Below are 13,968 nucleotides of genomic sequence, written 5' to 3' on the forward strand. Positions count from 1 at the left end.
TCCTCCTCAGGATCATTGAGATTTCGCGCTGATCATCAGCGCACTACTTAGCCGCAGCCGGATGGCTGCAAAGGGAGTCCCACATGTCGTTGTGGGTGTTGATGGCGCGCACCGTACGAACGTCCATTTTTTGCGCGTCATCGCCGTAGGTATAAAGAGGGGAAAAAAGTACGCAGGCAGAATCGGTGATCGCCACCGGCTCAGGGTTTGTTGTATTTCGACTGCTGCAGCTTGTCGCGAGCAGCAGCGTCATCAAGGCTATGGTTGTCGGTCGCCACACGGTTAGCCTCCTCGCGGTTGTGTTGTTGCTGTTGCGCCACCGCGCTAACGCGGGACGCCTCCTGCTGCGCGTTATCGACGTCAGAACGCGCTTTTTGCTGCACTTTGCCGATTTTCTTGCCGCCGAAATAACTGGCGCACAGCGCCGCAAGGACGCCAGCGAGGGCGGCAAGCCAGTGCCAGCTGCCGCCCAGCAAGGTGGTAATCAGAGTCATGGTTTTGCTCCTTCAGCCTGTTCCTTTGCGTTAAACAGGTTTTTCTGACGAACAAATTGTGCAAGTACCCCCATCGCCACCATGAACGCCCCCACCAGCCCCAGGTAGTTGTGCGGCAAAATAGCTTTAACGTCTTCGGGTAGTGCGCTCCAGGCATCGACGGCGGCGGAAGGAAACGACTGCGCCCAGGCGCTGAGCATGGAACCCAGTGATGCAAGCCACACAGACCAGGTTTTGAAGAGCAGACGGGCATGCGCGACAAACTGCAGAGTGGTAAAGCGCTGCAGCAGCAGGAGAATGATGATCGCCGCCAGCACGGCGACGAGAAACATGAGCCATCTCATAGCAGCCCCCTGTAAATCGCATAGGTTCCGGTACGCATCATCTCCGCGTGACGACGGGCGCGGCCCGGCGTCTGACGCGCCCAGAGGCTGTTCATCATCGCGTCTGCTGCGTCATTAAACTGTTCAGCGCCGATGGCGGTGAGCATGTTTCTGAACTGCAGGACACCCTCGACGCCCAGTTGATACGTCATGCTCAGCAACACATCGGTGCGAGCGTCATTGCACTTCGTCAGCGCATTGCGCAGCAGCTCCCTGCTCTGCATCTCCTGAACTTTGTTTTCAAGAATGCATTGCTTCCAGACATCACCGACGCGCCGTGGCACGCGGAAAGTGTAATTACTCAGCGACGCCCCCTTTGGCCCGATGCGGATGCCGCCCGCCACCGTGGGAAAACCCAGCGTGTCGAGATAGGGCGTATCCGCATACCCCTCTTCAAAATTCAGTACTGCGATGATCTGGCTCATAACGACTCCTCAATAACGGGTTAAGGCAATTCAGCCTTGTGAAAAGAAATACATAACGCCTGCTGATCATTACCCTGTCCGGCGCAGCAGAAGGCCTTACTGACTCTGCAGCAAAACTGAACAGTAATTCAGCAGATTGCGCCCAGTGGGAACTGGAGATAACGAAGAGTTAGCCGGAACGGAAAAAACCACTTCCTGCGTGTTTCAGCTCACTGCGTAGAGGTGAACATGCGGAAGACAGCAATTGTCGAAACTGGGTGTTTCCTGACTGGTAACGCGGGGGGCAGTGATTGCGCGATCAACGCGCGGGGCGACCTGACGCTGGCAGATTTGTTCTGCACGTCTCAGGGTAGGTGTTTCAGTTGGGAAGTTCAGGGCCTGGTCGATGCTCTGTTGCAGGCTGCTGAGAGGTTGGCGCCGCCGATGGCGACGAGTACGTGCGTTGCCCATAAAAACGCTTTTGCCATAGTGAATTATCGCCATAACTCCTCCTGTGAATGAGTATTTGGCGATGGGGTGGCAGGCGCGAGCTTTCGGCGAACCGAACGGGCCCGAATGCCGCATATTGCGATCGCACGCTCGCCGCCCGACTGCATCAGCAGTCAGGTGGAAAGTAAGCGAGGGGAAATAAACGGCATCTGACGACGCTGCATTTTGCGCATCCACCCCATCCCAAAGTTCACTGACTTTTGGGTGGTATGATTCGCGCTTGTGCAGCGCCTCAATTGTTTAAGAGCGGGTCATCCCTGAAAAGAACGGCGTCGTTCATCCATATCCAAATTATTAACAGGTTCTTATGCTTTATCAAACACTGTTGGTTAATTTTTTATTTACCGCTGGTTAAATTTATGAATTTATGCCGATTATTTTTTTGCAGGCCTCCTGCGAAAAATGCCAGAAGCGGCCTTAGCCGAGGATTTGATAGTGGCGCGCCTGGCTCATAATCACTTTTGCCAGCACCTTCAGGCTGGTGACGTCATCATGATTAAGATACCAGGTTTCATACCGTTTATTGTCTGATATTACAGCAATTTTCTTATGCTGGAGCTGTAGACGCTTGAGGTAGAGTTGCTCATCGAGGGTAAAAATATAGATGCCGTCACCGTCGAACATCCGCACGCTGATGTCTACAAACAGCTGATCGCGCGGTGCAAAGGTGTCGGCCATAGAGTCACTGTTGATTGCAATTAACCGGATGTTTTCTGCCGGCCGACCGTTGAACAGCACACGCGCCTCATCCAGACCATATTCGATCGCCTGGATGGTCTCGACAAACTCATCACGCGCGGGCATGCCCGCAGCGCTGCGCTGACCAATGTCGAGACTATCAACCCGAAACACATTCTTATGGCCGGTAAGTGGACTTAACGTCACCGGCTCAGCAGGTTGTTCCATACCGTACTGCAGCCACTCAACCCTGACACCCAGCAGCTGGCTGAGTGCCAGTAAATTGCCACCATCAGGGACTGACTGCGCGTTAAACCACTTCCACACTCCCGGCGTTGAAATTTTGCAGCCTTGCTGCTGGAGGGCCCTGGCAACCTGTTTGTTTCGTCCATGTCCGACAATGCCGGCACTCTCACAGGCCGCTATCAGCCTGGCAGTGAAAGCTTGTCTTGTACTTTCTTTTTTAACCATTAGTTAATAATCAGCCATAGAAGAGATACTGGATGTTATTTTCATTATTGCTACCAGTTCATTTTATATTACCGCTCGTTTACTACCTAACCGCTTTATCAAGCATTTCTAATTACCATTATCCGCTTCAGCCTGCGGCTGACCAAAAAATATTGTCTCAGGCCGCATACAGCCCCGGCTTTCAGGAATGTTCCGTAAAAAATTGCGTGAATATCAGCCAGCTTAATGGCCAGCAGTGGCTGGTATAGAACGGAAATTAATCAGATTCGCAGAAAACTCTACCTTTTACTGGCCCGGAAAATAGCGCTAAAAAAAACGGGAGTCTGTGAAAGACTCCCGCTTTGTTAAAAATTATTGTCGTTATGAGCGGAGTGTATCGTCGCCCCAGGCAATCCATTTATAGGTGGTCAGCGCCTCTAATCCCATCGGTCCACGGGCGTGCAGTTTCTGGGTACTGACCGCCACTTCAGCGCCCAGGCCGAACTGCCCGCCATCGGTAAAGCGGGTGCTGGCATTGACATAGACGGCTGAGGAGTCGACCTGACGCACAAACCGCGCGGCGTTGCGGGTGTTGCGTGTCAGAATCGCATCTGAGTGCTGAGTGCCGTGCGTACGGATGTGATCGATTGCCTCATCCATATCCGCCACTAATTTCACATTAAGATCCAGCGACAGCCACTCATCATTGTACTGCTCCGGATTAACCGGTTTGACCGGCGACGGACCCTGCTGCAGCTGCGCCAGTACGTTGCTGTCAGCATGCAGCGCGATTCCTTCCTGCGCCATACGCGCGCTGAAAGCAGGCAGGAAACGTTCGGCCATCGCCTGGTCCACCAGCAGCGTTTCCAGTGAGTTACAGGCGCTGGGACGCTGTTTCTTGGCGTTGACGATCAGATCAAGTGCCGGTTCGATCTCCATCGTCTCATCAATGTAGATGTGACAGACGCCGATGCCGCCGGTAATCACAGGAATGGTCGAGTTTTCCCGGCACAGCTTGTGCAGGCCAGCTCCGCCACGCGGGATCAGCATATCGACGTAGCGATCCAGCTTCAGTAGCTGATTCACCAGCTCGCGATCCGGATTTTCAATCGCCTGCACAATCGCTTCCGGTAAACCATGCTGCTTCAGCGCGTTCTGAATCACCCGGACGGTGGCCGCGTTAGTGCGCCAGGTCTCTTTGCCGCCACGCAGAATAGCGGCGTTGCCGGTTTTCAGGCACAGGCTGGCGACATCCACAGTGACGTTAGGACGGGCCTCGTAAATCACCGCGACAACCCCCAGCGGCACGCGACGACGTTCAATACGCAGGCCGCTGTCGAGCTGGCCGCCGTCGATTAACTGCCCCACCGGATCGGCCAGCTGGCAAACCTGCCGCACATCGCTGGCGATGCTGCTGAGGCGTTGCGGATTGAGTGTTAATCGATCTAACAGCGCGGCGCTCATGCCGTTCTGCCGCGCATCGGCTAAATCCAGTTCATTCGCCGCCAGAATGTCTGCGCTTTCCGCCTCAAGACGGTCGGCAATGGTCATCAGAACCTGATTCTTTTCTGCCGTCGACAGATCGGCCACGGTGTACGCTGCGGCACGTGCCGCTTTTCCCATCTCTTCAAGCATTGTCCGCTCCTTAACTGACGATCATGTCGTCGCGGTGAACCGCCACCGGGCCATATTCATATCCCAGGATCTCGCTGATCTGCTGGCTATGATGACCGGCAATCATCCGCATCGCATCGCTGTTGTAGCGTGAAACGCCGTGAGCGATATCCCGCCCCTGCAGACTGCGAATACGGATCACCTCGCCGCGCGAGAAATTCCCCTGGATCGCCCGGATCCCTTTCGGCAGCAGCGAACTGCCGCGCTCGATGATGGCTGCCAGTGCACCGTCATCGACGGTGATTTCACCCGCCGGTGGCGCACCAAAAATCCAGCGTTTACGGTTTTCCAGCGGCGATTGCTGCGCATGGAAGCGCGTACCGACCGACCTGCCGTCAATTACATCGCTGATCACACCGCTGCGGCTGCCCGAGGCGATGATCACATCAATACCGGCACGGCAGGCAACATCCGCCGCCTGAAGCTTGGTCGACATACCGCCGGTACCAAGTCCGGAGACACTGTCACCCGCCAGGGCGCGCAACGCATCATCAATCACATGCACGTCACTGATCAGCTCAGCCTCAGGATTGTTACGCGGATCGGCGGTGAAGAGTCCCTGCTGATCGGTCAGCAGCAGCAGCTTGTCGGCCCCGCCGAGCATCGCCGCCAGCGCAGAGAGATTGTCGTTGTCGCCCACTTTAATCTCAGCGGTGGCAACGGCATCGTTCTCATTGATCACCGGCACAATGTGGTTATCCAGCAGCGCACGCAGCGTGTCACGGGCGTTCAGGAAACGTTCGCGATCTTCCATATCAGCACGGGTCAGCAACATCTGGCCAATATGGATACCGTAGATAGAAAAGAGCTGTTCCCACAGCTGGATCAGACGGCTCTGCCCCACCGCAGCCAGCAGCTGCTTTGAGGCGATGGTCGGTGGCAGTTCGGGGTAGCCCAGATGTTCACGTCCGGCGGCCATTGCGCCAGAGGTAACGATCACAATGCGGTGGCCTGCGGCATGCTGCTGCGCGCACTGACGAACCAGTTCCACCATGTGCGCCCTATTCAACCGACGAGACCCGCCGGTGAGAACGCTGGTACCCAACTTGACCACTAAGGTCTGACTGCCACTCATATTTCCTGCCGTAGTGAAAAATTTTTACGAAAGGACGTTTTAACAGGAGTCGATAAGGAAGCCAACAGCCAGCGGGGGAAAAGCACGAATTTACGCGGACAAGGGCGTAGACCAAAAGTTCAGCGTTAACAAGAAATCAGGAAAAGTGTCATAAAAAGTTCATCGCCGGCGGGTAAAAAGTCCGTGTTTTACAAAAACTTTCATTTTTTTACGGCGTTCACATTGGGATTGATAGCAAATGAAGAAAAGCACACTGGCACTGCTCCTCTCCACGCTGACGCTGGCTTCTGCCGCGCAGGCTGCCGAAATCTATAACAAAGATGGCAACAAACTGGACTTATACGGCAAAGTTAAAGCTGAGCACTACATCAGTGATAATGCCAGCCAGGATGGAGACAAGTCCTACACCCGTATCGGCTTTAAGGGACAGACACAGATTAACGACCTGATGACCGGTTACGGTCAGTGGGAATATCAGTACAACGTTAACAACTCCGAAGGCAGTGACGCCAATAACGGCAACAAAACCCGTCTTGGTTTTGCCGGTCTGAAATTCTCTCAGTACGGTTCGGTGGATTACGGCCGTAACTACGGCGTGCTGTATGACGTGGAAGCCTGGACGGACGTGTTCCCGGAATTCGGCGGTGACGGTACTGCCCGTTCTGATAACTTTATGACCCAGCGCGCCACCGGCGTCGCGACTTACCGCAACAACAACTTCTTTGGTCTGGTCGATGGCCTGAAGTTTGCGCTGCAGTATCAGGGCAAAAATGACGCGACCAGCGCCAATACCCGTACTGACATTAACCGTCAGAATGGTGACGGTTATGGTGCCTCACTCGGTTATGCGCTGGGTGATTCCGGTGTGAGCCTGATGAGTGCCATCACCTCATCTGACCGCACCAACCAGCAGCAGGCACGCGCCTATGGCGGCGGTGATCGTGCGGATTCCTGGGGCGCAGGCGTGAAGTATGATGCCAACAGCGTCTACCTGGCCGCAATCTACACCGATACCCGCAACATGACACCCATCAGCGGCACCAACCGTAACACCGGTGCTACCGTCGCGGGCGCAGCCAACAAAGCGCAGAACATCGAACTGGTGGCGCAGTATCAGTTTGATTTCGGCCTGCGTCCGTCAATCGGCTACGTACAGACCAAGGGCAAAGATATCGAAAACGGTATCGGCGATGCGGATCTGGTTAAATATATCGATGTGGGCGCGACCTACTACTTCAACAAAAATATGTCCGCCTTCGTTGATTACAAAATCAACCAGCTGGATGATGACAACGCGCTGTCGATTAACAACGATGACATTGTCGCGATGGGTGTGACTTACCAGTTCTGATTTCAGACTTATGCTGCACAGCATAAGCGACAGAATGTGTGAGCGTAAAAGTAAAAAAGGGCGAGTGTTTCCACTCGCCCTTTTTACGCTTTTTTAACCGATCCACCCTATCAGGCACTCAGCTTTACCGGTTTCTCATCGAAATCGCTGGCTGGGATCAGATCCAGCTCGAACTCTTTCAGCATCGCTTTCAGACGGGTATGGAAATTACGTAAGGTCTCTTCCACGCGCGCCGTGTTCTCTTTGCCTTTGATGTTTGCCACCGACCAGTCACCCTCTTTATCGAACAGGCCGATATGGTAGACATAGGTAAAGTGGTCAGCCTGCGCTTCCAGCTCCATCCACCAGCCCCAGAACTCGCGTAGTTCCGGTGCCGGTTTCACATTAACGCAGGCAGCCAGGCAGTCGAAGAAGAACCGGGTTTCGCCACATTTCCCATCGCGAATATAAGGCCCAAGCTCCGTAAAACGCTTAAGCAGGCGACTGCGGGGATGACCACTTGGTAACGTCATGCTGAATCTCCATAGATTTTGACCGCTATACAGCCCTGATTTTCCGGACGGCCAGGTGATGTCATGCTTCGCTTAACGACAGCCCGGAAGAATTCCGCTACTAGTTGTAGCAAATACTGTAAATTTTGCCAGTTACCTTTTTAAACGCTTCTCCAGCCAGTCGCAAATTTCATTCAGCGCCTTGTCAAAACTGGCCATCATCGGCTTCACCGGAATCAGCAGCGCTTTACCGTCTGAGGAAGAGTTCGCGATCAGCTTGCTCTCCTCTTCCGGGCTGAAGAGATCGTTCTGCCAGTAGCCCGACAGCATCGGCGTTGGCGTCCGGCGGCCGAGCAAGCCCTGAGTTTTAAGCGAATACCGGTTGAGTTCGGTGCGCAGCGCGCTGTCAGAGGCCGTTGCCATGCCCAGCCGGCTCGCCAGCATATCCATATACATATCCGGGATCTCATCCTGCAACGCCGTCTGCGTCAGCAGCGCATGCACAATCGGACCAAGACAGGCCACGCCGCGCAGCCGCTGCGATTCCAGATAGGCCAGTCGCACGGCGACGTTCGCGCCAAAGCGATAACCCAATGCCGCCACGCGGGTATGGTCGATCCAGGGCACGTTTGTCAGATCGCGCAGCACCTGCTGATGCAGAAAACTGGTGTCCTGATTCAGTGTCCATTTCACTGAGTAACCCACGGAGGGCACATCAATGGTCAGCATCGCAATGCCGCGGGGCGCGAGGTAGTCATGAAACAGACGGTAGTGATCGCTCTGTAACGAGTCGAGTGCGCCGCAAAACAGCACGGTGGGATAAGGCGCTTCAACATCAGGCGGCATATGCAGAAAGCCGCTGACCGGGCTGCCGCCAGGGATGGCAAAGGTCAGGAGTTTCAGCTCGCCGGGTAATCGCTGCGTTGCCTCTTCATAGGCGCGGTTAGCCAGTGTCTGTGCCTGGTCGGCCAGCTCATCACCTTTTATATAGGGATAAGCAGCGACGCTATAAAGATGCGCTGCGTGCAGCCAGGAGTCGCCCGCCTCGCTGTCGTCGATCGCCTCCAGCGCTTTCTGCTGCCAGAACCCCGCCTGTTTGCACCATTCGAAATGCCAGTTGCCACCGCGGAAACCGATCACGGTGTCGAGCAGCGAGTCATCCGTATGTTCAACGTTGCTGATGGCGATACGCGCCAGCACCTCGCTAATCTCCTGGGGCGTCAGGCCGCGCCACGTCCACATCAGCTTATTCAGCATGCGATACCAGCCACGCTGGCTGTCACCATCCAGGGCAGAGTGGACATCCGGGGTTGCATGATGATGACGGCGAACCAGGGAAGAGGTTTCGGGATGTTTAAAGCGCGGCTTGAACAGCTCCTCGCTGAGATTTTTGCTCGACATACTCGCTTCTCCTGCAACAGAACGGCAATGGCTAAGTGTACTGTACGGCCATTCAGGGCGCGAGGCTCAGAAAGCACAACGCCCGGAAAACCGGGCGTTGTCTGATGTGTATCAATCAGTTTTTTACAATTGGCGGGATGTAGACCACACCCATATCCCACGGCTGTTCGATCCAGGTATCCTGCGGGATATCGACAATATAGTCATCAACCAGTGAGCGACCGGCTGGTTTAGCGAAAATGGTGCAGAAACGCGCTTTCGGGTACATCTCACGAATCGCCTGCGCGGTACCGCCGGTATCAACCAGGTCATCGATTACGATAAAGCCTTCGCCGTCGCCTTCTGCGCGCTTAAGAACTTTCATTTCGCGCTGGTGATCGTGGTCATAGCTGGAGATGCAGACGGTATCAACGTAGCGGATACCCAATTCACGTGCCAGCAGCGAAGCCGGTACCAGACCGCCGCGGCTCACCGCGATAATGCCTTTCCACTGTTCAACAGGCAGCAGGCGCTGGGCCAGTTTACGGGCATGGATTTGAAGCATGTCCCAGGTAACGACGTATTTTTCGCTCATAAATAGAAATCCCAGCCAACCAAGGTGGCGTAAAAATGTGCAACGGGGAAAAGGTTGCGCGAGATTATAAGGAGTTGACGCACTAAAAACCAGCACCCGGGCGCTGGTTGCGGCTTTTTAGCGCGTCTGAGAGCGCACCCGGTAAAAAACAGTGATATTCTCAGGCCTGGCTCGTCAGATTCTCTGACGGCGATTTTTCACTGGAAACTCGCGATGTCCGGCCTCGCCGGTACACTGACACAGGAGACCTGTCGTGTCTGAATTGTCTCAACTCTCTCCACAGCCGCTGTGGGATATTTTCGCTAAGATCTGCTCGATTCCCCATCCCTCTTTTCACGAAGAAGCGCTGGCGAACTACATCACTGGCTGGGCTAAAGAGCAAGGCTTCTGGTGTGAGCGCGATCAGGTCGGCAACATCCTGATTCGTAAGCCCGCCACCGCAGGGATGGAAAACCGTACCCCGGTTGCGCTGCAGGCGCATCTGGATATGGTGCCGCAGAAAAATAACGACACCGTTCATGACTTCACCAAAGATCCAATTCAGCCGTGGATTGACGGCGAGTGGGTGAAAGCGCGCGGCACCACGCTGGGCGCGGACAACGGCATCGGTATGGCTTCTGCGCTGGCGGTGCTGGCTGATAACAGCCTGACGCATGGCCCGCTGGAAGTGCTGCTGACTATGACTGAAGAGACCGGCATGGATGGTGCTTTCGGTCTGCAACCTGACTGGCTGCAGGCTGAAATCCTGATCAACACCGACTCCGAAGAAGAAGGTGAGATCTACATGGGCTGCGCGGGCGGTATCGACTTCGTCACCACCCTGCCGCTGACCCGTGAAGCCGTGCCTGCTGAGTTCCAGACCCTGAAGCTGACGCTGAAAGGACTGCGGGGCGGTCATTCCGGTGCCGATATTCATATGGGCCTCGGCAACGCCAACAAACTGCTGGCGCGTTTCCTGGCGGCCCACGCGGCTGAACTGGATCTGCGTCTGCTGGCGTTCAGCGGCGGTACGCTGCGTAACGCAATTCCACGTGAGGCCTTCGCGACCGTCGCGGTCGAAAGCCACAAAGCGGATGCGCTGAAATCAGCGGCGGCGCACTTCCTGAGCGCCATCAAAAACGAGCACGGTATCAAAGAGCCGAACATTGCCCTGGTTACCGAGCCGCTGGCGCATCAGGGTGATGCCCTGAGCACCGACAGCCGCGATCGCTTCCTGAACCTGCTTAACAGCACGCCAAACGGCGTGATCCGCAATTCAGACGTGGCGAAAGGCGTAGTCGAAACGTCACTGAATATCGGTGTGGTGACGATGGAAGCCGATCACGCAGAGATCAACTGCCTGATTCGTTCGCTGATCGACACCGGCCGCGATTATGTGGTGCAGATGCTGACCTCGCTGGGCCAGCTGGCCGGCGCGCAGACCAAAGCGAAAGGCGGCTACCCAGGCTGGCAGCCGGACGCGGACTCCGCCATCATGGCGCTGACCCGTCAGACCTATATCGCGCTGTTTGATAAGACCCCGAACATTCAGGTGATTCACGCCGGTCTGGAGTGTGGTCTGTTCAAAAAGCCTTATCCGGACATGGATATGGTCTCGATTGGGCCGACTATCACCGGGCCGCACTCGCCTGATGAGCAGGTTCACATCGAAAGCGTGGGTCTTTACTGGAAACTGCTGACCACCCTGCTAAATGTGGTGCCAGAAAAGTAATTCTGTCACAAAAAAAGTAAACCAGGCTCCGGCCTGGTTTTTTTATGCCTGTGATTTCTCACCAGCATAATTCGCTACCTTTTTCGTGCTTTCCCCTACTATTCCGCCACGTTCCCGCGCTTCGCTGGTCACAGCCGCCATTATGTCCAGATGTCTGGATGGCTAATAAGATTTCGTGCTAGCTTATGCGCTTTCGGCTGTTGCCGCGCCTGAAGGTTCAGGAAAAAATGCGGCCAGTGTTTCTTCAGGAGAGTCATCACATGCCAGGGTTAAACTGCCTTGAGATGCGTAACATCTCCATCGCTTTTGGCGGGTTTGCCGCGCTATCGTCGGTGGATTTCCGCATTGAGGGTCATTCGGTTCATGCGCTGACCGGCGCTAACGGCGCGGGCAAGTCCACGCTGATGGCGATCCTTTCCGGCGCGCACAGCCACTACAGCGGCGAGATCCTGCTGGACGGTGAGCCGGTCTCTATCCGTACGCCGCGTGATGCCAGACAGTTGGGTATCCATCTGGTTCAGCAGGAAGTGGATGTCGCCCTGGTGCCGCAGCTTAGCGTGGCGGAAAACATTATGCTGGATCGGCTGGCAGAGCCCGGCCACCGCTATCGATGGGGTGAGATTCGCCGCCAGGCACGGACCTTGCTGGCTCAGCTCGACCTGGCGCTGGACGTCAACCGGCTGGTGGAGCGCTGCACCCTGGCTGAAAAGCAGCAAATTCTGCTGGCGCGGGCGCTGTCTCATCACTGCCGCTTCCTGATTCTCGACGAACCCACAGCCCCGCTGGATCAGCACGAAAGCGAGCGGCTGTTTGCCGTGGTGCGTCGTCTTAAGGCCAGCGGTATCGGCGTGGTGTTTATCTCTCACCGTATCCATGAACTCAACGCGATCTGCGACCAGCTGACGGTGCTGCGTGATGGCCGGTTAATCGAAACCGGCCCGATGGCGGCACTAAGCGGTGAACAGATCGTGGAGAAGATGCTGGGCCATCAGCTAACCGATATCTTCCCGGCCCGCCGTGAACAGCAGGCACAGCCGCTGCTGCTGGCGGTGGAAGGACTGCACGATGAGCAGCTGCTGCAGGATATCTCGCTGCGGCTGCACAAAGGCGAAATTCTGGGCATCGCAGGTCTGGCTGGGGCCGGCAAAACCGAACTCTGCAAAGCGCTGTTTGGTGCCAGCAAAAGCCGCGTCAGTGGCGGTGAACTGCACGGTCAGCGCTGGCAGCCCCGTTCGCCACACGACTCCGTCAGTCGCCGCATGGCGCTGGTACCGGAAGAGCGGCGCAAAGAGGGGATCTTTATTGATGAGTCGGTCGCGATGAACCTCAGCGTCAGCGCGGACGACAGCTTTTCGCGCTGGAGCCTGTTCGGGCATCGCCAGGCATGGCGCTGGGCAGAGCAGATTATTCAGCAATTGCAGGTGCGCACCACCGGCCCGGCACAGACACTGCGACGCCTTTCCGGCGGCAACCAGCAGAAGGTGGCGATTGGCAAATGGCTGCGTAACAACGCTGACGTGCTGATTTTCGATGAGCCAACCAAAGGCGTCGATATCAAAGCCAAAACCGAGCTGTTCACCCTGATCGACAACCTGGCGCGCGAGGGTAAAGGCATCATCTACGCGTCAGGTGAATTTTCTGAACTGGTCGGCTTATGCGACCGGATTTGCGTGCTCTGGGATGGACGCATTGTGGCCGAACTGGCTGCCTGCGACGTCACCGAAGAGACGCTTTTGCTCTATTCCACCGGAGGAACCCCTGCGTGAGCAGCAAAGAAACCAGCCTGAACCTGACTCCCTCGCCGTGGCGTCACCAGTTGTTCGACTTTCTCTATAAATGGGGCATGTTGCTTACGGTGGTGATTCTGATCGCCGCCTTTGGCCTGGCCTCCGACAGCTTCCTTGAACCCAATAACATCATCAATATTCTGCGATCCATTGCCATTGTTACGGTGATTGCGATCGGCGTCTCGATCTCGCTGACCGTCGGTGGCTTCGATCTGTCGGTCGGCTCAACCGCTTCACTGGCAAATGCGTTAGTGATTTCGCTGTTTGTCTGGTACGGCTTCGGCACCACCACCGCGATCCTGATTACCCTGGCGCTCTGCACGCTGGTCGGGCTGTTTAACGCCTTCCTGATTGTGATCCTGCGCATCCCCGACATGCTGGCGACACTGGCGACGCTGTTTGTGATTCAGGGTGTGGCGATGACCTACAGCTTTGGCGGATCGATCACCGAGAACATGGTGCTGCCGAGCGGTGATATGGCGGAAGGCACCCTTCCGGCGACGTTTGGCCTGCTCGGCCAGGTGCCGACCATCGTCATCATTATGCTGGTCGTCACCGTCGCCGCGCAGCTGGCGCTGTCCCTGACCAAACACGGTCGGCGGATGTACGCGCTGGGCGGCAATCCAGAAGCGGCGCGCCTCTCCGGCATCCGCACCACACGCTACCGGGTGCTGGCCTATGTGATCGCTTCACTGCTGGCCGGTCTGGGCGGCATCCTGCTCGCCTCGCGTATCGGTTCATCACAGGTCAATGCCGGTAGCGGCTACCTGATGGATGCCGTCGCGGCGGCGTGGATTGGCTTCTCACTGGCAGGCTCAGGCAAACCCAATGCGCTGGGCACGCTGGTCGGCGCGGTTATTCTCGGCGTGCTGCAGAACGGCCTGGTGATGCTCTCTGTTCCCTACTACGCCATGGACATTATTAAAGGGCTGGTGCTGGCTTTAGCACTGGCGATCACCTATATCCAGCGCCGCTGAGGCGCGAT

14 protein-coding genes are annotated in these 13,968 nt (G+C 56.0%); 4 read left to right on the forward strand and 10 right to left on the reverse strand.

The features are described from left to right. Positions 1–200: 200 nt before the first annotated feature. The 7 genes from ACR8BF_RS15005 to proB all read right to left on the reverse strand — a co-directional run bounded on the left by ACR8BF_RS15005 (position 201) and on the right by proB (position 5,668). A complete protein-coding gene (locus ACR8BF_RS15005; RefSeq protein WP_434745206.1) occupies positions 201–494 on the reverse strand; it encodes a hypothetical protein in 294 nt (97 codons plus the stop codon). Further along, complete coding sequence (locus ACR8BF_RS15010; RefSeq protein WP_179896906.1) at positions 491–838, reverse strand: hypothetical protein; 348 nt, start codon at positions 836–838, stop codon at positions 491–493. The genes ACR8BF_RS15005 and ACR8BF_RS15010 overlap by 4 nt, the downstream gene beginning before the upstream one ends. Next, entirely contained in the window at positions 835–1,302 is a 468-nt protein-coding gene (locus ACR8BF_RS15015; protein ID WP_313699953.1) for a glycoside hydrolase family protein, read from the reverse strand. The genes ACR8BF_RS15010 and ACR8BF_RS15015 overlap by 4 nt, the downstream gene beginning before the upstream one ends. 204 nt (positions 1,303–1,506) lie before the next feature. Then, entirely contained in the window at positions 1,507–1,785 is a 279-nt protein-coding gene (locus ACR8BF_RS15020; protein ID WP_313536323.1) for a hypothetical protein, read from the reverse strand. A gap of 423 nt (positions 1,786–2,208) precedes the next feature. Further along, complete coding sequence (locus tag ACR8BF_RS15025) at positions 2,209–2,940, reverse strand: S24 family peptidase (protein WP_179896910.1); 732 nt, start codon at positions 2,938–2,940, stop codon at positions 2,209–2,211. 360 nt (positions 2,941–3,300) lie between these two features. Continuing rightward, positions 3,301–4,554 carry a glutamate-5-semialdehyde dehydrogenase gene (gene proA / locus ACR8BF_RS15030; RefSeq protein ID WP_434745207.1) on the reverse strand — a complete coding sequence of 418 codons (1,254 nt, stop codon included), beginning with the start codon at positions 4,552–4,554 and terminating at the stop codon, positions 3,301–3,303. A gap of 10 nt (positions 4,555–4,564) precedes the next feature. Beyond that, positions 4,565–5,668, reverse strand: coding sequence for a glutamate 5-kinase (proB, locus tag ACR8BF_RS15035; protein ID WP_179896914.1), 1,104 nt, complete (start codon positions 5,666–5,668; stop codon positions 4,565–4,567). A gap of 238 nt (positions 5,669–5,906) precedes the next feature. Between proB and ompC the strand changes: the two genes are divergently transcribed. Next, a complete protein-coding gene (ompC, locus tag ACR8BF_RS15040; protein ID WP_179896916.1) occupies positions 5,907–7,019 on the forward strand; it encodes a porin OmpC in 1,113 nt (370 codons plus the stop codon). Between the two features lie 110 nt (positions 7,020–7,129). On the opposite strand, the gene crl is transcribed toward ompC, so the two are convergent. The 3 genes from crl to gpt all read right to left on the reverse strand — a co-directional run bounded on the left by crl (position 7,130) and on the right by gpt (position 9,485). After that, entirely contained in the window at positions 7,130–7,531 is a 402-nt protein-coding gene (gene crl, locus ACR8BF_RS15045) for a sigma factor-binding protein Crl (RefSeq protein ID WP_179896918.1), read from the reverse strand. A gap of 132 nt (positions 7,532–7,663) precedes the next feature. Beyond that, entirely contained in the window at positions 7,664–8,911 is a 1,248-nt protein-coding gene (frsA, locus tag ACR8BF_RS15050; RefSeq protein ID WP_179896920.1) for an esterase FrsA, read from the reverse strand. A gap of 115 nt (positions 8,912–9,026) precedes the next feature. Continuing rightward, positions 9,027–9,485, reverse strand: a complete 459-nt coding sequence (gene gpt / locus ACR8BF_RS15055; RefSeq protein WP_031590376.1) for a xanthine phosphoribosyltransferase — start codon at positions 9,483–9,485, stop codon at positions 9,027–9,029. A gap of 253 nt (positions 9,486–9,738) precedes the next feature. Between gpt and pepD the strand changes: the two genes are divergently transcribed. The 3 genes from pepD (at position 9,739) to ACR8BF_RS15070 (ending at position 13,960) form a co-directional block, all read left to right on the forward strand. Further along, positions 9,739–11,196, forward strand: coding sequence for a beta-Ala-His dipeptidase (gene pepD / locus ACR8BF_RS15060; RefSeq protein WP_179896923.1), 1,458 nt, complete (start codon positions 9,739–9,741; stop codon positions 11,194–11,196). 260 nt (positions 11,197–11,456) lie between these two features. Further along, entirely contained in the window at positions 11,457–12,962 is a 1,506-nt protein-coding gene (locus ACR8BF_RS15065; RefSeq protein WP_434745208.1) for a sugar ABC transporter ATP-binding protein, read from the forward strand. Then, positions 12,959–13,960 carry an ABC transporter permease gene (locus ACR8BF_RS15070; RefSeq protein ID WP_314985220.1) on the forward strand — a complete coding sequence of 334 codons (1,002 nt, stop codon included), beginning with the start codon at positions 12,959–12,961 and terminating at the stop codon, positions 13,958–13,960. The genes ACR8BF_RS15065 and ACR8BF_RS15070 overlap by 4 nt, the downstream gene beginning before the upstream one ends. Positions 13,961–13,968 lie beyond the last annotated feature (8 nt).

The sequence above is a fragment of the Candidatus Pantoea rara genome (assembly GCF_051136265.1).
Classification (GTDB): Bacteria; Pseudomonadota; Gammaproteobacteria; order Enterobacterales; family Enterobacteriaceae; genus Pantoea; species Pantoea rara.

What these genes read in the sequence shown, in the direction of transcription:
- proB (WP_179896914.1), bottom strand. Translation starts at nt 5,668, where the DNA reads ATGAGTGGCAGTCAGACCTTAGTGGTCAAGTTGGGTACCAGCGTTCTC.
- frsA (WP_179896920.1), bottom strand. Translation starts at nt 8,911, where the DNA reads ATGTCGAGCAAAAATCTCAGCGAGGAGCTGTTCAAGCCGCGCTTTAAA.
- ACR8BF_RS15025 (WP_179896910.1), bottom strand. Translation starts at nt 2,940, where the DNA reads ATGGTTAAAAAAGAAAGTACAAGACAAGCTTTCACTGCCAGGCTGATA.
- ACR8BF_RS15020 (WP_313536323.1), bottom strand. Translation starts at nt 1,785, where the DNA reads ATGGCGATAATTCACTATGGCAAAAGCGTTTTTATGGGCAACGCACGT.
- proA (WP_434745207.1), bottom strand. Translation starts at nt 4,554, where the DNA reads ATGCTTGAAGAGATGGGAAAAGCGGCACGTGCCGCAGCGTACACCGTG.
- gpt (WP_031590376.1), bottom strand. Translation starts at nt 9,485, where the DNA reads ATGAGCGAAAAATACGTCGTTACCTGGGACATGCTTCAAATCCATGCC.
- ACR8BF_RS15015 (WP_313699953.1), bottom strand. Translation starts at nt 1,302, where the DNA reads ATGAGCCAGATCATCGCAGTACTGAATTTTGAAGAGGGGTATGCGGAT.
- ACR8BF_RS15005 (WP_434745206.1), bottom strand. Translation starts at nt 494, where the DNA reads ATGACTCTGATTACCACCTTGCTGGGCGGCAGCTGGCACTGGCTTGCC.
- ACR8BF_RS15065 (WP_434745208.1), top strand. Translation starts at nt 11,457, where the DNA reads ATGCCAGGGTTAAACTGCCTTGAGATGCGTAACATCTCCATCGCTTTT.
- ompC (WP_179896916.1), top strand. Translation starts at nt 5,907, where the DNA reads ATGAAGAAAAGCACACTGGCACTGCTCCTCTCCACGCTGACGCTGGCT.
- crl (WP_179896918.1), bottom strand. Translation starts at nt 7,531, where the DNA reads ATGACGTTACCAAGTGGTCATCCCCGCAGTCGCCTGCTTAAGCGTTTT.
- ACR8BF_RS15010 (WP_179896906.1), bottom strand. Translation starts at nt 838, where the DNA reads ATGAGATGGCTCATGTTTCTCGTCGCCGTGCTGGCGGCGATCATCATT.